The following is a 20,137-nucleotide window of genomic DNA, read 5'->3' on the forward strand; positions in this document are numbered from 1 at the left end:
GGCGGGAGGCGCTTGCCGGGCGGCGGCCCATGCTCCGGCCCGACATGCCCATGGCCCGTCACGGGCGAGGAACGGGGGCCGTGCGTGCGATCCGACGCCGTGGCGCCAAGGCCATGGGGAGGGCGGTGGTGAGGGGCGCGCGGGTCATGAGGAAGGGGACGAAGCCCCGACGTTCCGCGGGGCGATGGGTCCCCGAGCCCGCCCTGCGCCTGGCCGGCAGTCGCCGGGCCAGATCGAACATTCGTCGGGCGAGCCCAGGGGCGGCGGCTCCGGGGATGTGTCCCGGAACCGCCGAGGCGGCGGCCGCGCAGGGCGGCGGCGAGCCGGATCAGCGGCGATCCGGCCGTGTGGAGGCCTTGACCGCGTCGTCGTGATACCAGCTCGAGCCGATCGCCGCGTGAGTGGCGCCGAGGGCCGCCAGTTCGGCCTGCCATTTCGCCTCATTGGAAGGCATGCCGACATTTGCGCCATTCTTCACCGGGAAGACATAGATTTTCGCCGTCTCGCGCTTCTGGTTCACAGTCATCATTCAAACTCCGGTCGATGAGCCTCCTGGGCACCATCCATTGAGCCGTTCTTAGCAGAAAACAGAGCCAACATATACATAAATTGCCTAAAAAATTAGTACGATGCTTAAATTATGGGCACAGATATTTTAGTATCAAATATTCGATTTTCTTCTGCATATGGTGCATAGCGTGCGCGCGTCTTTCGCAGCGCAGCGAGGCCGCCTCGATCAACCGCCTGTGGCGCGCATTTGTTCCGCGAGGTCCCGCGCCGGTGGCGGGTGGAGGCTGTGCCGCCGGGGTATTGCCTTGAGCTTGGGCGAAGCGCCCAAGCGTCAGGCCGAATCCTGATGCAGCAATGGGCATTGGCGCCATCAAATGGGCCGCGCAAGCCCTTGTGTGGCGTTTGGATGAAGGCTGGCACGCGCCTTGCTTAGAGGGGCGTGGCCCAAAACGGTCAGTGGATTCTTCGCGGCCGGACGCTCAACCCCGAGTTCCAAAATCTCACGTCATCGGCTTATGAGAGACTGCAATGCCAAAGTTTAAACTCGAGTATATCTGGCTGGACGGTTACACCCCGACCCCGAATCTGCGTGGCAAGACGCAGATCAAGGAATACGACGTGTTCCCGACCCTCGAGCAGCTGCCGCTGTGGGGCTTCGATGGCAGCTCCACCCAGCAGGCCGAAGGCCGCAGCTCGGACTGCGTGCTGAAGCCCGTGGCGGTCTATCCCGATCCGGCCCGCACCGACGGCGTCCTGGTCATGTGCGAGGTCATGATGCCCGATGGCGTCACGCCGCACCCGACCAACAAGCGCGCCACCATCCTCGACGATGAAGGCGCCTGGTTCGGCTTCGAGCAGGAATACTTCTTCTACAAGGACGGCCGCCCGCTCGGCTTCCCCGAGCACGGCTATCCGGCGCCCCAGGGCCCGTATTACACCGGCGTCGGCTACAAGAACGTGGGCAGCATCGCCCGCCAGATCGTCGAGGAGCACCTCGACCTGTGCCTCGCGGCCGGCATCAACCATGAAGGCATCAACGCGGAAGTCGCGAAGGGCCAGTGGGAATTCCAGATCTTCGGCAAGGGCTCCAAGAAAGCGGCCGACGAAGTCTGGATGGCGCGCTACCTGCTGCTCCGCCTCACCGAGAAGTACGGTGTGGACATCGAGTTCCACTGCAAGCCGCTCGGCGACACCGACTGGAACGGCTCGGGCATGCACGCCAACTTCTCCACCACCTATCTGCGCGAAGTGGGCGGCAAGGCCTATTTCGAGGCGCTGATGGCGGCCTTCGAGGCCAACCTCGAGGATCACATCGCGGTGTACGGCCCGGACAACCACATGCGCCTCACCGGCAAGCATGAGACCGCGCCGTGGAACAAGTTCTCGTATGGCGTGGCCGACCGCGGCGCGTCCATCCGCGTGCCCCACTCCTTCATCAGGAACGACTACAAGGGCTATCTTGAGGATCGCCGCCCCAACTCCATGGGCGACCCCTACCAGATCGCCTCCCAGATCCTGAAGACCATTGCGTCGGTTCCCACCGACGTGTCGGCTGCGGCCTGATCCCAAAAGCCACGGCGCGGCTTCCGCGCCGTGGCACCCCCTTCCGGGCATTGCCGTTTTGGCCCCTCGCCGGTGGCGCCTCTGACCTCGGGACAGAGCCCGTGCCGGCTGCCCGCATTCTTCAAGATCCATTCGTCGCAGCCAGAAACTTGCTCATCAAGGTGTGAGGCCCGCGCGGATCACGGCTTCGGCCGGACCGCCATGGGGCGCCTGTCGCGGCAGGACTCGTCCCGGCCATCCACGCCTCGACCGTCTGGCGTGTCCTGTCGAGGGATGGCACCAGCGGAGCGGCGTGGATGCCCCGGACGAGCCGGAGCCCGACCCTCGTCCCCGATTCCTCGTGTCCCCCGAGCCTCGCCCCCTGAAGCCACCCGCCATCGGCCGCGCCTCTCCTGCGGCGACGTTCCTGCCGCGGTGGCCTTTCCGCTCGGTCCGCGACGCCTCTCCCCATGACCGTCCCCGCACCACCGGCACAGGCCTGCCGGTGGTGCGGGCACCGTTCACTTTGCTGGTATGAGCCCGCGCGGGGCCTGAGCGGAGTCGTCCCGGCATCGGTCAAAGACCAGGGCCGTTGAATTCAAAGGGCGATTCACCGGGCGGCTGCATTCCCGGATCGCGCCCTGCCGGCTCCATGCCCGGCCTCGGCTGGTCCGGGCCATGGGGGCCGTGCTGCGGGTCCCTTCCGGACGGCCTGCGGCGCGGTGCGAACACGGCTCGGCCAGATTGCATCGCGGCCCGGATCCGTGGACTCTTGCTGTCGTGAGAGTTTGAGATGGAATCACCGCCCGGCCCGCGCGGCCCGGCCGGACCCGTCTTGAGGGAGCGCCATCCATGCCTGCCGATTGGAATGCCGGCCAGTATCTGAAGTTCGAGGACGAACGCACGCGCCCGTCTCGGGACCTGCTGGCGCAGGTGCCGCTTGCGGACGCCGCCTTCGTGGTCGATCTCGGCTGCGGCCCCGGCAATTCCACCCAGCTTCTGGCCGACCGTTTTCCCGGCGCCGAGGTGCTGGGGCTCGACACCTCGCCGGACATGCTGGCCGCCGCCCGCAGGCGCCTGCCCTCGCTCCGCTTCGAGACGGCGGACGCCTCCACCTTCACGCTGCCGAGGCCGGCGGACCTCATCTTCGCCAATGCGGTGCTGCAATGGGTGCCGGATCACGCGGTGCTGCTGCCGCGGCTGGTGTCGCTGTTGGCGCCCGGCGGCGTGCTGGCGGTGCAGATGCCCGACAATCTGGACGAGCCGTCCCACGTCGCCATGCGGGAATCCGCCATGTCCGGGCCGTGGGCGGACAAGCTCTCCGAGGCCTCCCGCGCCCGCGCGGTGCTGCCGGAGCCCGGCGGCTATTACGACATGCTGGCGCCCCATGCCACGCGCGTGGAGATCTGGCACACCATCTACAACCATCCCCTGAACGGGGTGGCGGCCATCGTGGAATGGGTGAAGGGCACCGGCCTGCGGCCCTTCCTCGATCCGCTGGAGGGCGACGAGCGCGCCGAATTCCTGGAGGATTATGCGGCGCGCCTCGCCGATTGCTATCGGCCGCGGGTGGACGGCAAGGTGCTGCTGGCCTTCCCGCGGCTGTTCATGGTGGTGGTCAAATAATGCCGGGCCATGGCCCGCGCCGGCTCACCAGCTCGGCAGCACCGCGCCCTTGAAGGTCTCCAGGATGAAGGCGCGGGTCTCGGGAGACTGGTAGGTTTCCACCAGGGTCTTCACCCAGGGCTTGTCCTTGTCCTCGGCCCGCACCGCGATGATGTTCACGTACGGCCCCTTGGGGTCTTCGCGCAGGATGGGATCCTTCACCGGGTCGAGGCCGGCTTCCTTGGCATAATTGGTATTGATGCCCGCAGCCGCGAGGTCGGGGAGGGAGCGCGGCAGCTGGGCGGCGTCGATCTCCACGAACCTGAGCTTCTTCGGGTTGTCCACCACGTCCACCACCGAGGCCTTCACCCCGATGCCGTCCTTCAGCTTGATGAGGCCCTTGTCGGCCAGAAGCAGCAGGACGCGCCCGCCATTGGTCGGATCGTTCGGAATACCGATCGATGCGCCGGCCGGGATCTGATCGAAGCTCTTGTACTTCGTCGAATAGACGCCGATGGGGAAGTTCACCGTCAGGCCCACGGGCACGATCTTGTAGCCGCGGTCCCTGATCTGGTTGTCGAGGTAGGGCTGGTGCTGGAACGCGTTCGCCTCCAGGTCGCCGGAGGCCAGGGCGGCGTTCGGCACCACATAGTCGGAAAACTCGATCACCTTGATCTCAAGGCCTTTTTTCGCTGCCTCGGCCTTCACCTTCTCCAGGATCTGGGCATGGGGGCCGGGGGTGACGCCGACCTTGATGGTCTCGGCGGACGCAGCGGTGAGGAGGCCGGCGGCGAGCGCGAGGGCGAGCGCGCCGGCTGTCGCGAGGGCTTTCATGGACGTCTCCGTGCAGAAGTCGAAGGTGAAGAAGGTGCCGAAGTTCAGGAGCGGCTGCGCTTGTCGAGGCGGCGGGCGAGGAGGTCGCCCAGCGTCTGCACCCCCTGCACCAGCAGGATGAGCACGATCACCACCGCCGCCATCACCTCCGGCATGAAGCGCTGGTAGCCGAAGCGGATGCCGAGGTCGCCGAGCCCGCCGCCGCCCACCGCGCCCACCATGGCCGAGTAGCCCAGCAGCGACACCGCCGCGAGGGTGAGGGCGAGGGTGATGGCCGGCAGCGCCTCGGGCAGCAGCACCTTGGCGACGATCTGGAGCGGGCTTGCCCCCATGGCTCGGGCGGCTTCGACAAGCCCTTGATCCACCTCGCGGATCGCCGCCTCGATCAGGCGCGCGATGAACGGCGCGGCAGCCACCGTCAAAGGCACGATGGCGGCATGGGTGCCGATGGAGGTGCCCGCCACCAGCCGGGTGAAGGGGATGATGGCCACCACCAGGATGATGAAGGGGGTCGAGCGCGCCGCATTCACCACCAGCCCCAGCATCTGGTTGGCAAGGGGCGCTGCGAACAATTCCCCCTTGCGGCTGGTGGCGAGGAACACCCCCAGCGGCAGCCCGAGAAGGGTGCCGAGCACGCCGGAAACCGCAACCATGTAAAGGGTTTGCCGGGTGGCCTCGATGATCAGCTCGACGATGGCGGGCGGCAGCAGGCCGAAGGAGAGATCAAACATAGCCGAGCACCTCCGCCGACAGATGAAGCCGTTCCACCGCGCCGACCACCGCCGCGACGGTGGCGGCATCGCCGGGGATGGAGACGACGATGACGCCGAAGGGGGCGCCGGCGATCTCGTCCACCTGGGCCTGGATGATGTTCACATCCACCGACAGCAGCCGCGACACCCGCGACAGCACGGGATCGGTGGCATGGGAGCCGGTGAAGACGATGCGCAGCACCGCGTCGCGGCCCGGCGCGGGCTCCGCCGTCAGGCGGTTGGCCAGCTCCGGCGGCAGGCTCTGGCCGGTGAGGGCGGAGAGGAAGGAGCGGGTGGTGGCGTGTTGCGGCGCGGCGAAGACATCGTAGGTGGCGCCTTCCTCGACAATGCGGCCGCCGTCGATCACCGCCACCCGGTCGGCCACGGCCTTGATCACCGCCATTTCGTGGGTGATCAGGAGCACGGTGAGGTTGAGTTCCGCATTCACCTTGCGCAGCAAAGCGAGGATCTGGTTGGTGGTCTCGGGGTCGAGGGCCGAGGTGGCCTCGTCCGAGAGCAGCACGCGGGGGCGGGTGGCCAGCGCCCGGGCGATGCCCACGCGCTGCTTCTGCCCGCCGGACAGCTCGGCCGGATAGCGGTCGCGCTTGTCGGAGAGGCCGACCAGCTCCAGCAGGGGCTCCACCCGGGCCTTGATCTCGCGGGCGGGCAGGCCTGCAATCTCCAGCGGCAGGGCCACGTTGTCGAAGGCGGTGCGGCGCGCCAGCAGGTTGAAATGCTGGAAGATCATGCCGATGGACCGGCGCTCGGCGCGCAGCGCCGCCTCGTCCAGCGCGCCCATGTCCACCCCGTCCACGGTGACGCGTCCGGCCGTGGGTTTCTCCAGCCCGTTGACGAGGCGGATGAGGGTGGACTTGCCAGCGCCGGAGCGGCCGATGACGCCGAGAATGGCGCCCTCCGGCACGTCCAGTGTGATGTCGGACAGCGCGGCGACCGACGCATGGCCGCGGCGGGCGGGATAGGCCTTCGCCGCCGCCTCGAAGCGGATGATGGGGCGCGTCGCCGGCGCGGGAGGACGGGCAGGGGAGGGATCTTGCACGGAAGGTGTCGTCAGGGTGATGGGGGCGTTCACGGGGTGGCTCCGGGCTTCTCGCCTGTTCGCCAGACCGGACCTTCTTATACGCCGGTTTTCCCAGCGGAGGACAGGAGAAGGCAACGGGGGCGACACGGGTTCAGGCGACGACGTGGCGGCGACGAACCCGGATCGACCGGAGTGAGCCTTGTAAAGGCTCAGCTTTCGGCTGCGGGTTCGGATCTTCTCAGCAACACATCATCATGGCGGCGCCCGTTCGTGCTGGGGCAGGGGTCGCTTGGACCATCGTTCTTTTTACAGAACAAGTCAATGGTAATTAATCCAATGAAGATAGTTCATTGTTGCGCCGCATGCAAAGCCGCCATGCCGAGCAGGCGGCGCTCCAGGCGGGCCAGCGTGCGAGTGAAGACCGCAGGGTCGTCGAGCGCCCGGGCGAGAACCAGAGCCCCCTGGATGGCGAGCACCGCGTCCTCGGCGTCCTCACCGGCCGTGTCGGGGGCGCGGCCGGTGCGGCGGAGGGCGTCGGCGAGGGCCTCGCGCCAGCGGGCGAAGTAGCTCAGCACCTGTCCGCAGAAGCGGTCCCGCACCTCGCTCAGCGCGAAGACTCCCACCAGGCACACCCGCCGGCCGGAGCGGAAATAGGCGTCCACCCGCCCCAACATGTCGCGGATGGCGGCGGCGCCGTCCTCTTGCGCGCGGAGCGGCGCGAACACGTTGGTCTCGAACCAGAGGTCGATCTCCGCGAGCACGGCGGCCGCCATCTCCTCCTTCCCGCCGGGGAAGAAGTGATAGAGGCTGCCCTTGCCCAGCCCGGTGCGGGCGGTGATGTGGGCAAGGCTCGCCCCCTCGAAGCCGTGCTCGCGGAACACCTCGCCCAACAGGGGCAGGATGTCCGCGCGCTCGCTCACCGTCCGTGCCATGGCGGTCTCTTGTCCCTGTCCCTGAAACTCACATGCCCAGTTCGGTGAGGCCGGGATGGTCGGCCGGGCGCGGGCCGAGCGGCCATAGGAAGCGGCGCTCGCTCTCGCGTATGGCGACATCGTTGATGGAGGCCTCGCGCCGGCGCATGAGCCCGTTCTCGTCGAATTCCCACTGCTCGTTACCGTAGGAGCGGTACCACGCGCCATCGGCATCGTGCCACTCGTACTGGAACCGCACGGCGATGCGGTTGTCGTTGAGGCCCCATAATTCCTTGATGAGCCGATACTCGCGCTCCTTCTCCCACTTGGCGGTCAGGAAGGCGACGATGGCGGGGCGGCCGACGAGAAAGTCCGAGCGGTTCCGCCAGCGGCTGTCGGGGGTGTAGGCGAGGGAGACCCGCTCGGGATCGCGGGTGTTCCAGGCGTCTTCCGCCAGGCGCGCCTTCCGGGCGGCGGTCTCCACGGTGAAGGGCGGCAATGGCGGGCGTTGGTTCATGGTCCTCTCCTGTACCAATCAGTCAATAATGTACTGAATGGTACAAAAGAGGACAGGAGTCAAGCGGGGCGGGATTTCTCCCGCCCCGTCCGGGTTTATTCCGCCGCGCGGGGTAGTCCCGGGCTCGCGTGCGGCGGCGCCGTTCCGGCGTGGCCGCCCGGCTCGTCCTTGCCGCCGATGAAGCGGCCGAAGATGCGCCCGAGGATGTGGCTCAGATCGTCCATCACCGAGAACACCGCGGGCACGAACACCAGCGACAGCACGGTGGAGGTGATGAGGCCGCCGATGACCGCGATGGCCATGGGGGCGCGGAAGGCGCCGCCTTCGCCCAGCGCCATGGCCGAGGGCACCATGCCCGCCACCATGGCGATGGTGGTCATGACGATGGGCTGCGCCCGCTTGCGCCCCGCCTCGATGAGGGCGGTGGTGCGGTCCACGCCCTGGTGCATGGCCTCGATGGCGAAGTCCACCAGCAGGATGGCATTCTTGGTCACGATGCCCATGAGCATCAGGAAGCCGATGATCACCGGCATGGACACCGAATTGCCGGTGATGAGCAGCGCGATGAACGCCCCGCCCACGCTCAGCGGCAGCGACACCAGGATGGTGATGGGCTGGAGCAGATCGTGGAACAAGAGCACCAGCACCGCCAGCACCAGCATGAGGCCGGCGGCCATGGCCATGGCGAAGCCGGTGTTCACCTCCTCCATGATCTCGGCGTCGCCCGCTTCCTTCAGGGTGACGCCGGCCGGCAGGTTCTGGGCGGTGGGCACCGCCTTCACCCTGGCGAGGGCATCGCCCAGCGGGGTCTCGCCCACGAGGTCGGCCTCCACCGCGATGCGGCGGGCGCGGTCGTAGCGGTCCAGCGAAGTCGGTCCCTTGCCGAAGCGCACGTCCGCCACCGCCGAGAGCGGCACCGCGCCGCCGCTCGCGGTGGGCACCTTCAGCGCGTCGAAGGTGGCGAGGCTGGTGCGCGCCTTCTCGTCGAGCTGCACGCGGATGTCGATCTGCCGGTCCTTGGCCGAGAATTTGGCGAGGTTGGCGGAAATGTCGCCGATGGTGGCGATGCGTACGGTCTCGGCGATGGTGTCCACCGAGACGCCCAGCTCCGCCGCCTCGTCGAGCTTGGGCACGATGCGGATCTCCGGCCGGTCCAGCGCCGCCGAGGAGACCACGTTGGCAAGCTCGGGCACGTGGGCGCGGATCTCCTGCTCGATGGCGAGCGCCGCCGTCTCCACGGCCGCCCCGTCATTGCCGGAGAGCACCACCTGGAAGCCGCGCTGGGTGTTCTGGCCGTTCTGGCTCCAGGAGAAGCGCATGTCGGGAATGGCGGAGAGGGTGCGCGAGAATGCCGTCTCGAACGCCTTCTGGTCCATGTCGCGCTCGGCGCGGGGCTTCAGGTTGATGACGATCTGCGCCTTGCGCACCTCGCCGGCGGTGAGGGCGAGCCCGCCCGATCCGCCGGAGCCGGCGGTGGCGTAGACGCTCCGCACCTCCGGCAGCTTCAGCAGCGTGCGGGTGATGTCGTCCGACACCTTCTGGGTCTCGGCCAGGGTGGTACCCGGCGGCAGCTCCACCGAGAGCAGCGCGCGGGAGATGTCGTTGGTGGGCAGGAAGCCGGACGGCAGCAGCGTGGACAGGAAAATGGTGCCGATGAAAATGGCGATGCCCATGCCGATGGTGGCGAAGCGGTGCCGCACCGACCACGACAGCAGGCGCACATAGCCCCGCATCACCGGTCCGTCGCCGGCTTCCCGGTGGCCTGTATCGCGCAGGAAATAGGCCGCCACCAGCGGGGTGATGAGCCGCGCCACCGCCAGCGAGAACAGTACCGCGATGGCCACCGTCAGGCCGAACTGCTTGAAATACTGCCCGGCGATGCCGCCCATGAAGGACACCGGCGCGAACACGGCGGCGATGGTGAGGGTGGTGGCCACCACCGCGAGGCCGATTTCGTCCGCCGCCTCGATGGCCGCGCGATAGGGCGACTTGCCCATGCGCATGTGGCGCACGATGTTCTCGATTTCCACGATGGCGTCGTCCACCAGGATGCCGGTGACCAGCGTGATGGCGAGGAGCGACACCGCGTTCAGCGAGAAGCCCAGCATGTCCATGACCCAGAAGGTGGGCAGGATGGACAGGGGGATGGCAAGCGCCGTGATCAGCGTGGCCCGCACGTCGCGCAGGAACAGGAACACCACAATCACCGCGAGGATGGCACCCTCGATCAGCGTGTGCATGGCCGACTGGTAGTCCGACTTGGTGAAACGGACCGTGGTGTCGATCTCGGTGATGGTGATGCCGGGATGGGCGCTTTTCAGCTTCTCGAGGTCCTCTGTCACCCGATCGTAGACGGTGACGTCGGAGAAGCCCTTGGCGCGGTAGACGCCGAAGGCCACCACGCTCTTGCCGTCGAGGCGGGCGAACACGCGCTGCTCGGCGGCGCCGTCGATCACCTGGCCGAGGTCACCCAGGCGCACGAAGCGCCCGTTCGACAGCACGATGCGGGTGTCGGCGAGGCCTTCCATGGTGGTGGCACCGGCGAGTGTGCGGATGGACTGCTCCTGCGTGCCCACCTCGCCGCGTCCGCCGGAGACGTCGAGATTGGTGGCGCGCAATTGGCGGCTCACCTCGGCGGCGGTGATGCCCAGCGCCATCAGCCGGTCGGGGTCGAGGGCGATGCGGATCTCCCGGTCCACGCCGCCCTGCCGCTTCACCTGCGCCACCCCGCGCACGCCCTGGAGCGCGCGGGCGATGGTGTCGTCCACGAACCAGGAGAGTTCCTCCGTGGTCATGTCGGGGGACGACACCGCATAGGTGACAATGGGCAGGCCCTCGATGTCCACCCGCTGCACCTGCGGCTCGTCGATGGAGCGCGGCAGGTCCTGGCGGATCTTGGTGACGGCGTCGCGGGTGTCGTTCACCGCGCGGTCCACCAGCGTCTCCAGGTGGAACTCCACCGTGGTCACGCTCGTGCCCTCAGAGATGGAGGAGGTGATGTGCTTGACCCCGGAGACGCCGGCGATGGCGTTCTCCACCTTCTTGGTCACCTGCGTCTCGAGCTCGCTCGGCGCCGCGCCCGACTGGGTGATCGAGACCATGACGATGGGCACGTCGATGTTCGGCATCTGCGTCACCGGCAGGCCGCGGAAGTGCACGATGCCCAGCACCACGAGGATGAAGAAGAAGACGAGGGAGGGAACCGGCTTGCGGATCGCCCAGGCGGAGACGTTGAGGGCCATCAGCGCGCCTCGCCCAGGGAGAGCGGCTGGGTGACCGCGGTCACCCGGTCGCCGTCGCGCAGGAAGCTGCCGGCGCGCGCCACCACGGCGTCCTCGGCGGAAAGCCCGCTCGCCACCAGGATGCGCCCGCTCTTCTTCAGGCCGGGCACGATGCGGCGCACGCCGACGATGCCGTCGGTGACGGTCAGGACATAGGCCCCGTCGGCATCGAACATGACGGCCGACTGGGGCACGCTCAGCCCCTTCACCTCGCCCAGCGTGATGACGGAGCGGCCGTATGCGCCGGATTTCAGGCGCGGATCGTCGGGCAAAGCGATCTTCACCGTGCCGAGGCGGGAGGCGCGGTCCACCTCGGCGGAGACGAGGCGCACCTTGCCGTCGAGGGGCGTCTCGAAGCCGGCGGGCTGCACCTGCGCGACAAGGCCGTCCCGCATGCGCGGCATGGCATTCTCCGGCACGTCGGCCTGGAGGTCCATGGCGCCGTCCTCGGCGATGCGGAACAGGGGCGAGGTCCGCGTGGACAAGGCGATGGCGCCGAGCCGGGCCTCGCGCGACAGGATGAGGCCGGCGGCGGGGGCGCGCACGTCGGTGCGCTTCAGCTTCACCTCCAGCTCGTCGCGCTGGGCCTTGACGAAGACGGCTTCCGCCTCGGCGGCGACCAGCGCCTCGCGGGCGGCGGCCACCTGTGCGGTGGCCACCTTCACGGCGCGCTCGCGCTCGTCGAGCTGCTCCTGCGAGGAGGTGCCGGTCTTGCGCAGCTGGCGGGTGCGCTCGACGGCGGACGTGGCCTCGGTCTCCTGCGCCATGGCCTGGTCCAGGGCGGCGCGCTGCTGGGCGATGGCGGCGCGGGCCTTGGCGGCGGAGGCGGTGTTCTGGGCGAGCTGGGTCTCCAGCACCTCGCGGGAGAGGCGGGCCAGCACCTGGCCCTTCGCCACCCGGTCGCCGGCCTCTACCAGGATTTCCACGAGGCGGTAGCCCTCGATCTCGGGGCCCACCTCGATCTCCTCGCGCGGCTTCAGGGTGCCGGTGACGAGGAGGGTGTCGGTCATGGTGTCCGGCTTCGGCTTCACCACGGTCACCGAAAGCGCGGGCGGGGCCTTGGCCGGCTCCGCCGCCAGAGCGCCGCCTGCGCCGACGCCCGGCGCTGCGGCGCAGGCGAGGAGGATGGCGGCCGCCAGCGCGGCACGGGTCACGGGACGGACGGTCGCGGACATGATGAAGAAGGCCTCTTTCCGGATCGGGGCGGGACCGTGGGGGGAGACCACGGCATTAACGTGACGGAAGGCGGAGGCGGCGTCGCCTGCGGGGGGCTGTGGCATTGCGGTCACGCTTCAGCCTCCGCCTGCGCCGGGGTTTGGGGCGCGAGCATGCGCTTGACCAGCTGTGCGAACACCGGCAGGCGCTCCATGAGCCGCCACTGGGGGTGCAACTGATGGTGGAGCAGGATGCCGTCGCCGATGATCTGGAGCATCAGCACCACGGTTTCGAGGTCGAGCGCCGGGTCGATCTCGCCCTGCTCCACGGCATTGGCGAGGGCCGCCGTCAGCTGGGCGCGGCTTTCCTCCTCGTGGGGTTCCACGGCGGCGCGCAGGTCCGCGTTGCGGATGGCCTCGGCCATAACCTCGGGGCCGAGCCGGGCCGAGGCGAGGCCCCCTTCCTCCATCATCGCGGCCGTGCAGTCGGTCAGCGCGTCCAGCACGGACGGCGCGTTCGAGACGGCGTCGAAGAAGGCCAGCCGCTCCGCGCGCTCCCCTTCCACGATGGCGGCGATGAGGGATTCCTTTGAGGGGAAATAGCGATAGAGCGCGCCCGGGCTCATGCCCGCCGCGGCGCAGATCTTCTGCATGGAGGCGCCGTGGAAGCCGTCGCGGGAGAAGCAGGCGAGAGCGGCGTCAAGGATGCGCTGGCGCTGGCCGGTGCGATGGTCCGCCTTGGCGGCGGGGGCGGGCTTGGTTGGTGCGCTGGTCGAGGTCATGGTCGGCGGTTCCGCCCGGCGCGAGGCTGCGGGCTTGCGAGAGCGAATGTTCGTTCGCACTATCACGCTGCGGCGCGGCCGGCAAGAGTGAACGTTCGTTCGCGCCTGTGCAAAGGTCGCCACGGGCGTCCGCAGTGGGGCTGCTACGGGCGACGAGCCGGGCGAAGGCCATCCCGTGAAGGGGGACGGGGCCGACTTCGGCCGGCGGGCCTTGAGCCGCCGCGGCCGGCATCCTACTTGTCGCTTGGTTCAAACCGGGACGGTGCCATGCTCGCTTCTGCCTTGGAGGCCTTTCGCCAGAGCTTCTCGCCGCTGCTGCGCGGCCTGCTGCTGAAATCCATGGCGCTGGCCGCGCTGCTCCTGGTGGGCCTTGCCATCGGCCTCGAGGCGGTGCTGACCCATTTCGTGCACGTGCCGTCCTATCCCTGGGTGGAGACCACCCTTGCCATCATCGCCGGCTTCGGCCTCGTCTTCGGCATCATCTATCTGATGCCGGCGGTGTCCTCGCTGGTGGCGGGCCTGTTCCTCGACGACGTGGCCGAGCGGGTGGAACAGGCGAGCTATCCCGCAGATCCACCGGGCCGGCCCCAGCCGGTGCTGCGCTCGCTATTGTATTCGCTGCGCTTCTTCGGCGTGGTGCTGGCGGTGAACCTCGCGGCCCTGCTGCTGCTGCTGGTGCCGGGGGTGAACATCGTCATCTTCTACGTGGCTAACGCCTATCTCATCAGCCGGGAATATTTCGAGCTCGCGGCCATGCGCTATCGCACCCCGGAGGAGGCGCGGCGGCTGCGGCAGGCCCATGCGGTGCAGGTGTTCGTGGCCGGGCTCCTGATCGCGCCGATCCTGTTCGTGCCGATCCTCAACCTCATCCTGCCGGTGTTCGGCACCGCCTTCATGGTGCACTTCCACCGCCGCATCGCTCCGCTGCCGGTGCTGCGCGACCGCGACGGCGCGCTGGTGATCGAGGGGCGGGCGCTGTAGATTTTCTCGTGACGCGTTTTCTTCACGCGAACCGGTGTCCACTTCGCTCGAAAACGCTTTAAAGCCCCGCCGCCTTCAGCGCGTCGGACTGGCGCGCGGCCACCTGGTCGGCCGAGAAATCGCCCATGGCGGCCTCGAACAGGCGGTGGAAATTCAGTTCCGCCTTCAGGTGCAGGAACACGGCGCCGAGGCCCACCGCGGCGCGATCCATGAACACGAACTCGCGCGGCACCGTCACCGGCCCCAGCTCCTTCAGGGCCTTGTGCACGGTAAAGGCTTCCCGGCGCCCATACTGTCCCGGCGCCACCCCGTCGGCGATGGTGCGCACCCGGTCGTCCATGAGCGGGCCGTAGATGAAGCGCGCCCAGATGTTCAGCACGTCGATCAGCGCGCGCGTCAGCCCCTTGAAGCCCCAGGTCTCGTAGGCGTGCACCACGCGGGCGTCGTCGCCGGCGATCAGGCCGCGATAAAGGTCCACCACCCCGGCCACGAAGCGCGGCGGGAAGATGCGCACGCAGCCATAATCCAGCAGGTTGATGCCGGCCGGCCGGCCGCCTTCCGAGAACACGGTGTAATTGCCCAGGTGCGGGTCGCCGTGGATCACGCCGAACCGGCTGAAGGGTAGCCACCAGGCGGCGAACATGGCCTCGGCGAGGGCGTTGCGCTCCTCCAGCGGATGGTCGGTGAAGCCGAGGATCTTCTCCCCCTCCAGCCATTGGAGGGTGAGCAGGCGCCCGGTGGAGAGGTCGTCGCGCACGCGGGGCACGCGCACCCGGCTCTCGTCCGCGAGCATGATGGCGTAGAGGGCGGCGTGGCGGGCCTCGCGGTGATAGTCCAGCTCCTCGCGCACCCGCTCGCCGATCTCGGTGGCGATCTCCCGGGTGTCGATGGCCCCGTCCATGCGGCGCTGGATGGAGAACAGGATGTCGAGCTGGGAGAGGTCCGCCTCCACCGCCGCCTGCATGTCCGGATACTGGAGCTTGCAGGCCACCTCCTCGCCATCGAGGGTCACCGCCTTGTGCACCTGCCCGAGGGAGGCGGCGGCGGCGGGCTGGTGCGAGAAGGAGGCGAAGCGGGTTTCCCAGTCGCGTCCCAGCTCCGCCATCATGCGCCGCCGCACGAACGACCAGCCCATGGGCGGGGCGTCGCTCTGCAATTTCTGAAGCTCGGCGGCATATTCGGGGGGTAGGGCGTCGGGAATGGTGGCCATGAGCTGCGCCACCTTCATCAGCGGACCTTTCAGGGAGCCCAGCGCTGCGGTGAGGGCGGCGGCGTTGGCGCTGTCGCGGTCGAGGCCCATGAGGCGGGTGCCGGCGATGCGCGCCGCGACGCCGCCCACATTGGCGCCCACGCGGGCATAGCGCGCGGCGCGGGCGGAAAAGCGGTTGCGTTCGTCGTCGGCGATCTTGTCGGACATGAGCCCCGGCTCGCTGGTACCGGCGGGTTCTACGCTCAGGCGGCCCTGCCGGATGGATGGGTGAGAGCGAGCAGGATGAGGAGCAATAGCGGCGTCAGCACGTCGGTGTAGAGGATGGGTCCGGCATTGCCTGCGGCATAGTTGCCGGTCCGGGCGATCTCGATCAGGTGGGTGAGTGCCGCCCCGCCGAGGAAGCCCGCCGTCACCACCGCCACCGCAAGGCGGAACCCCCAGCTGGGATAGAAGGCGCCGATGAGGCCGGCGAGGCCGATGCCGAGATTGGCGGCGCCCACCTCGGTCTGGAACGGGCTCGTGGCCCAGCCGATGCCCGCCGCCGAGCGTGTCGGGAACACGATGTGCCCGAGTGCGGCCCACAGGCCCATGAGCCCCACGGGCAACAGGCAGATGTAGCGCAGCAGCAGGTCCGCCACGAGGCGCGGTCCGCGCGGCGGCGCGGCGCGGGAGAAGGAGAGGGCGGTCAGCAGCGCCACCGCCACGTAGGAGAGGATCGGAACCCAGAACACCATGGTCATCCCCCGTGCCCGCGGTGGTCCCGGTGTCGTGCCGGATATGGCGCCGGCTCAGCCGTGCATCAGGGCGGAGACGTGGGCGGCGGCCGAGGAGGCGAGGCCCTCCAGATCGTAGCCGCCTTCCAGCACCGAGACGACGCGGCTTGCGCACTTCTCGTCGGCGATCTCCATCAGCCGGCGGGTGACCCAGCCGAAGTCGGTGTCCACGAGGCGCAGCGAGGCGAGGGGATCGCGGATATGGGCGTCGAAGCCGGCGGAGATGAGGATCAGGTCCGGCGAGAACGACTTGATGCGCGGCAGGATGCGCGTCTCCATGGCCTCCTTGAACACCGCCCCGTCGTCGCCCGAGCGCAGCGGGGCGTTGACGATGGTGTTCACCGCCCCGGTCTCGCTCACGGCGCCGGTGCCCGGATAGAGCGGCATCTCATGGGTGGAGCAGTAGAGCACGCTGTCGTCGGCCCAGAAGATGTCCTGGGTGCCGTTGCCGTGGTGCACGTCGAAATCCACGACGGCGACGCGGCTGAGGCCGTATTTCGCCTGGGCGTGGCGGGCGGCGATGGCCACCTGGTTGAGCAGGCAGAAGCCCATGGGCTTGCGGGTCTCGCAATGGTGGCCCGGCGGGCGCATGGCGACGAAAGCGTTCGTCACCTTGCCTTCCAGCACCTCGTCCACCGCATAGCAGGCGCCGCCCACGGCGCGCAGGGCAGCTTCCCAGCTGCCGGGGGAAAGCACCGTGTCCGAATCGATGCGCACCAGCCCCTCCTGCGGCGACGCCTCGCCCATGGCATCGACGAAATCGCCGGGATGGACGCGGATGATGTCGTCACGCTCCCCGAGGGGGGCGAGGTCGCGGATCAGGTGGGAGAATTTTTCCTGCTCGAAGATGCGGTCGAGGGCCCGCAGCCGGTCCGCCCGCTCCGGATGACCGGGCGGCGTCAGATGGTTCAGGCCGGCAGGATGGGTAACGAGCAGCGTGGACATGACCCTTGGCGTCTCCCTGAGCCGTGCATCCTGGCAGATGCTGGTTTGCCGGCATTTTCGCCTGTTGTTCTTGACATACCATATTCCAGCGCGGCCGACAGGATGTTGCGCCGGATCAAGACTCACAGCCGACGAAAGATGGAGGCGACGCGCCTCAGCCTTCCGCCCGCTGCGGCCGGGCCATGAGCGCCTCGATGGCGCCGTCTATGGAGAGGCGGCCCTGCAGCACTTCGTCCACCGCCGCGCTCACCGGCACGTCCACGCCCTTGGCGCGCGCCATCTCCACCAGCACCGAGGCGGTGAAGGCGCCTTCCGCCAGCCTGTCGCCGGTGGCCTCGCCCGCCCCCAGCGCCCGGCCGAAGGCGAAGTTGCGCGATTGCGGGCCGGAGGTGGTGAGGATGAGGTCGCCGAGGCCGGACAGGCCGGTGATGGTTTCCGCCTTCGCCCCGTAGGCGCGGCCGAAGCGCATCAGCTCGGCGAACCCCCGCGCCACCAGCGCCGCCGCAGCGCTCGCCCCGAGCCTTCGCCCGGCGACGATGCCAGCGGCGATGGCCAGCACGTTCTTGGTGGCCCCGCCGATCTCCGCCCCGCGCACGTCGGTGGAATGGTAGAGCCGCAGCGTGGAGGAGCCGAGCGCCGCGGCGAGGTCCGCCGCCAGCTGCTCGTCATGGGCGGCGAGGGTGACGGCGGTGGGCAGGCCCGCCGCCACGTCGGTGGCGAAGCTGGGGCCGGAGAGCACGGCCGGGCGGGCGCCGGGCATGGCCTCGGCGATCACCTCGCTCATGAAGGCGCGGGTGCCACGCTCGATGCCCTTGGCGCAGGAGATCACCGGCAGCCCGTCGCGGGCGAGCGGGGCGAGCCGCGCCAGCGCCGCGCGGCAGGCCTGGGCCGGCACCACCAGCAGCAGGGCGTCGGTGGCGGCGACGGCGGCAAGGTCGCAGGTTGGGGTGACGGCGGGATCGAGGGCGATGCCGGGCAGGTCCGGCCGGTTCTCGCGCAGGTGCGCCATCTGCGCCATGGCGGCGGCATCGCGGCCCCAGAGTACCACCTCGTGGCCCATCTGGCGGCCGGCGCGGGCGGCGGCATTGGCGAGCGCCGTGCCCCACGCGCCCGCCCCCATGACGCCGATGCGTCCGTAAGCAGCAGCCATGGCGCGTCAGGCCCGGGCGTGGGCGGCAGCGGCGGCGTGGGGGTCCAGCGGCCAGCGGGCGCGGGGGCTGATGTCCAGCCGGTCGCGCATGCCCCGCGACAGCCGCTCGGCCCCGGCCCAGGCGATCATGGCGCCGTTGTCGGTGCACAGGGCGGGCGTCGGCAGGGCGAAGCGGGTGTTGAGTTCCGCCGCCACCTTGACCAGGGTCTCGCGGATCATGGCGTTGGCGGCGACCCCGCCCGCCGCCACCAAAGCGGTGGGGCCGCGCCCCAGCCGGTCGCGGAAGGCGCGGGCGCCGGCGCGCACCCGGTCGGCGATCACGTCCACCACCGCCGCCTGGAAGCTGGCGCACAGGTCCGCCACGTCGTCGTCGGAGAGCGGGGCGAGGCGGTCCGCCTCCAGCCGCACGGCGGTCTTGAGGCCCGAGAGGGAGAAGTCCGGCTCGCGCCGGCCCAGCATGGGGCGGGGGAAGGCGAAGCGGCCGGCATAGCCGAGCTTGGCCTGCGCCTCCACCTGCGGCCCGCCGGGATAGGGCAGGCTCAGCATCTTCGCCACCTTGTCGAAGGCTTCGCCCACGGCGTCGTCCAAGGTGGTGCCGAGGCGGGTGTAGCGGCCCACGTCCTCCACCGCGAGGAGCTGGGTGTGCCCGCCGGAGACGAGGAGAAGCAGATAGGGGAAGGCGACGCCGTCGGTGAGGCGGGCGGTCAGCGCGTGGGCTTCCAGGTGGTTCACCGCCACCAGCGGCTTCTTGGCCGCCAGCGCGATGGCCTTGGCGGTGGTGAGCCCCACGATGACCCCGCCGATGAGCCCCGGCCCGGCCGCCGCGGCGATGCCGGACAGCTCGGAATAGTCGGCATTGGCCTGGCGCATGGCCTCGGCGATCACGTGGTCGAGGATCTCCACATGGGCGCGGGCCGCGATCTCCGGCACCACGCCGCCATAGGGCGAATGGATCTCCACCTGCGAGCGGATCACGTTGGAGCGGATGTCCGACGCCCCCGAGGGCGAACGCGCCACCACGGCCGCCGATGTCTCGTCGCACGTGGTCTCGATGCCGAGCACCAGAAGATCGGCCACGCCCTCATCCTCCCCGAATAGCGTCCCGTTGCGGTAATTTGATATGGCACCGCTGCGCCCGAACGCCGCTCTATCCCATTTCGATTCCGTCACGCATTGTACGCCGCCATGAGTGAGAATACGAAATCCGTTTACCATTCCGTCCACCCCCGTTTGCGCATCGGCACCCGTGGCAGCCCGCTGGCCCTGTGGCAGGCCCATGCGGTGCAGGCGGCGCTCGCGGCGGCGCTCAGGGTGGAGAAGGAGGCTATCGCCGTGGAGGTCATCAAGACCTCCGGCGACCGGATCCAGGACCGTGCGCTCTCCGAGGCGGGCGGCAAGGGCCTCTTCACCAAGGAGATCGAGGAGGCGCTGCTGGATGGCCGCGTGGACCTCGCCGTGCATTCGGCCAAGGACGTGGCGACGGTTCTGCCCGACGGCCTGCACCTCGCCGGCTACCTGCCGCGCGCCGATGTGCGCGACGCCCTGATCCTGAAGACCGGCGCGGCGCTGGCCGACCTGCCGACGGGCGCCAGGGTCGGCACCGCCTCGCTGCGGCGCGAGGCGCAGCTGCGCCGCATCCGTCCCGATCTCAAGGTGGAACTGCTGCGCGGCAACGTCCACACCCGCCTCGCCAAGGTGCGGGAGGGGGATTTCGACGCCACCCTGCTGGCGCTGGCCGGCCTCACCCGCCTCGGCATGGGCGAGGCCGCGAGCTGCATCCTGCCGACCGATGATTTCCTGCCCGCCGTGGGGCAGGGGGCAGTGGCCATCGAATGCCGGATCGCCGATCCCGATACCAATGCCGCCATCGCCGCCATCGCCTGCCGCGACACCGGCATCGCGCTGGAGGCGGAGCGGGCGTTTCTCGCGGCGCTGGACGGGTCCTGCCGCACCCCCATCGCCGGGCTCGCCACCGTGGAGGGGGACAGCGTGCGCCTGCGCGGCCTCGTCCTGTCGCCGGACGGCACCGACGCCGCCGAGATCGCGGAACGGGCGCCCATCGCCGATGCGGCCCGCCTCGGCGCCGCCTGCGGCGCAACCCTGCGCACCAGCGCGCCGGCCCGGGCGCTGGGGCTTTAGGCGGGGGTGGGC

At 69.3% G+C, this 20,137-nt stretch carries 18 protein-coding genes; 4 read left to right on the forward strand and 14 right to left on the reverse strand.

Annotation, left to right across the window (positions count from 1 at the left end; translation table 11 throughout):
- Positions 1–328: 328 nt before the first annotated feature.
- A complete protein-coding gene (locus K9U40_RS16310) occupies positions 329–526 on the reverse strand; it encodes a DUF2735 domain-containing protein (RefSeq protein ID WP_282891195.1) in 198 nt (65 codons plus the stop codon).
- 512 nt (positions 527–1,038) lie between these two features.
- Here K9U40_RS16310 and K9U40_RS16315 point away from each other — a divergent pair.
- Together K9U40_RS16315 and tam are read left to right on the forward strand one after the other, a co-directional pair.
- A complete protein-coding gene (locus tag K9U40_RS16315; RefSeq protein WP_282891196.1) occupies positions 1,039–2,073 on the forward strand; it encodes a glutamine synthetase beta-grasp domain-containing protein in 1,035 nt (344 codons plus the stop codon).
- An 831-nt stretch (positions 2,074–2,904) separates the two neighbouring features.
- On the forward strand, positions 2,905–3,678 hold the full coding sequence (gene tam / locus K9U40_RS16320; RefSeq protein ID WP_282891197.1) for a trans-aconitate 2-methyltransferase: 774 nt from the start codon (positions 2,905–2,907) through the stop codon (positions 3,676–3,678).
- Positions 3,679–3,702: 24 nt separating this feature from the next.
- Here tam and K9U40_RS16325 read toward each other — a convergent pair whose 3' ends face one another.
- From K9U40_RS16325 to K9U40_RS16360, 8 genes are all read right to left on the reverse strand, one after another.
- Positions 3,703–4,491 (reverse strand): MetQ/NlpA family ABC transporter substrate-binding protein, encoded by a 789-nt coding sequence (locus K9U40_RS16325; protein ID WP_282891198.1) that lies wholly within the window; start codon positions 4,489–4,491, stop codon positions 3,703–3,705.
- Between the two features lie 44 nt (positions 4,492–4,535).
- A complete protein-coding gene (locus tag K9U40_RS16330) occupies positions 4,536–5,222 on the reverse strand; it encodes a methionine ABC transporter permease (protein ID WP_414114819.1) in 687 nt (228 codons plus the stop codon).
- A complete protein-coding gene (locus tag K9U40_RS16335) occupies positions 5,215–6,333 on the reverse strand; it encodes a methionine ABC transporter ATP-binding protein (protein WP_414114818.1) in 1,119 nt (372 codons plus the stop codon). The genes K9U40_RS16330 and K9U40_RS16335 overlap by 8 nt, the downstream gene beginning before the upstream one ends.
- Positions 6,334–6,629: 296 nt before the next feature.
- On the reverse strand, positions 6,630–7,214 hold the full coding sequence (locus K9U40_RS16340) for a TetR/AcrR family transcriptional regulator (protein WP_282891199.1): 585 nt from the start codon (positions 7,212–7,214) through the stop codon (positions 6,630–6,632).
- A 28-nt stretch (positions 7,215–7,242) separates the two neighbouring features.
- The gene (locus K9U40_RS16345; protein WP_282891200.1) at positions 7,243–7,710 is read right to left on the reverse strand and encodes a nuclear transport factor 2 family protein; all 468 of its coding nucleotides are present in this window, start codon (positions 7,708–7,710) and stop codon (positions 7,243–7,245) included.
- A 95-nt stretch (positions 7,711–7,805) separates the two neighbouring features.
- Positions 7,806–10,952, reverse strand: coding sequence for an efflux RND transporter permease subunit (locus K9U40_RS16350; protein ID WP_282891201.1), 3,147 nt, complete (start codon positions 10,950–10,952; stop codon positions 7,806–7,808).
- Positions 10,952–12,166 (reverse strand): efflux RND transporter periplasmic adaptor subunit, encoded by a 1,215-nt coding sequence (locus K9U40_RS16355; RefSeq protein WP_282891202.1) that lies wholly within the window; start codon positions 12,164–12,166, stop codon positions 10,952–10,954. The genes K9U40_RS16350 and K9U40_RS16355 overlap by 1 nt, the downstream gene beginning before the upstream one ends.
- Before the next feature lie 110 nt (positions 12,167–12,276).
- Positions 12,277–12,927 carry a TetR/AcrR family transcriptional regulator gene (locus K9U40_RS16360; protein WP_282891203.1) on the reverse strand — a complete coding sequence of 217 codons (651 nt, stop codon included), beginning with the start codon at positions 12,925–12,927 and terminating at the stop codon, positions 12,277–12,279.
- Positions 12,928–13,194: 267 nt separating this feature from the next.
- Between K9U40_RS16360 and K9U40_RS16365 the strand changes: the two genes are divergently transcribed.
- The gene (locus K9U40_RS16365; RefSeq protein ID WP_282891204.1) at positions 13,195–13,908 is read left to right on the forward strand and encodes a sulfate transporter family protein; all 714 of its coding nucleotides are present in this window, start codon (positions 13,195–13,197) and stop codon (positions 13,906–13,908) included.
- 58 nt (positions 13,909–13,966) lie between these two features.
- Here the strand turns inward: K9U40_RS16365 and K9U40_RS16370 are convergent, their stop codons facing one another.
- The 5 genes from K9U40_RS16370 to tsaD all read right to left on the reverse strand — a co-directional run bounded on the left by K9U40_RS16370 (position 13,967) and on the right by tsaD (position 19,063).
- Positions 13,967–15,325 (reverse strand): ABC1 kinase family protein, encoded by a 1,359-nt coding sequence (locus tag K9U40_RS16370; protein ID WP_282891205.1) that lies wholly within the window; start codon positions 15,323–15,325, stop codon positions 13,967–13,969.
- A 35-nt stretch (positions 15,326–15,360) separates the two neighbouring features.
- Positions 15,361–15,858 carry a DUF6790 family protein gene (locus K9U40_RS16375; RefSeq protein WP_282891206.1) on the reverse strand — a complete coding sequence of 166 codons (498 nt, stop codon included), beginning with the start codon at positions 15,856–15,858 and terminating at the stop codon, positions 15,361–15,363.
- A 48-nt stretch (positions 15,859–15,906) separates the two neighbouring features.
- Positions 15,907–16,836 (reverse strand): histone deacetylase family protein, encoded by a 930-nt coding sequence (locus tag K9U40_RS16380; RefSeq protein ID WP_282891207.1) that lies wholly within the window; start codon positions 16,834–16,836, stop codon positions 15,907–15,909.
- Positions 16,837–16,990: 154 nt separating this feature from the next.
- Positions 16,991–17,986, reverse strand: coding sequence for an NAD(P)H-dependent glycerol-3-phosphate dehydrogenase (locus K9U40_RS16385; protein WP_282891208.1), 996 nt, complete (start codon positions 17,984–17,986; stop codon positions 16,991–16,993).
- 6 nt (positions 17,987–17,992) lie between these two features.
- The gene (gene tsaD, locus K9U40_RS16390) at positions 17,993–19,063 is read right to left on the reverse strand and encodes a tRNA (adenosine(37)-N6)-threonylcarbamoyltransferase complex transferase subunit TsaD (RefSeq protein ID WP_282891209.1); all 1,071 of its coding nucleotides are present in this window, start codon (positions 19,061–19,063) and stop codon (positions 17,993–17,995) included.
- A gap of 108 nt (positions 19,064–19,171) precedes the next feature.
- Between tsaD and hemC the strand changes: the two genes are divergently transcribed.
- Positions 19,172–20,125, forward strand: coding sequence for a hydroxymethylbilane synthase (gene hemC, locus K9U40_RS16395; RefSeq protein ID WP_282891210.1), 954 nt, complete (start codon positions 19,172–19,174; stop codon positions 20,123–20,125).
- The last annotated feature ends 12 nt before the right edge of the window (positions 20,126–20,137 follow it).

Origin of the sequence: Xanthobacter autotrophicus, assembly GCF_030015065.1 — a bacterium.
GTDB classification, from domain to species: Bacteria; Pseudomonadota; Alphaproteobacteria; order Rhizobiales; family Xanthobacteraceae; genus Xanthobacter; species Xanthobacter autotrophicus_D.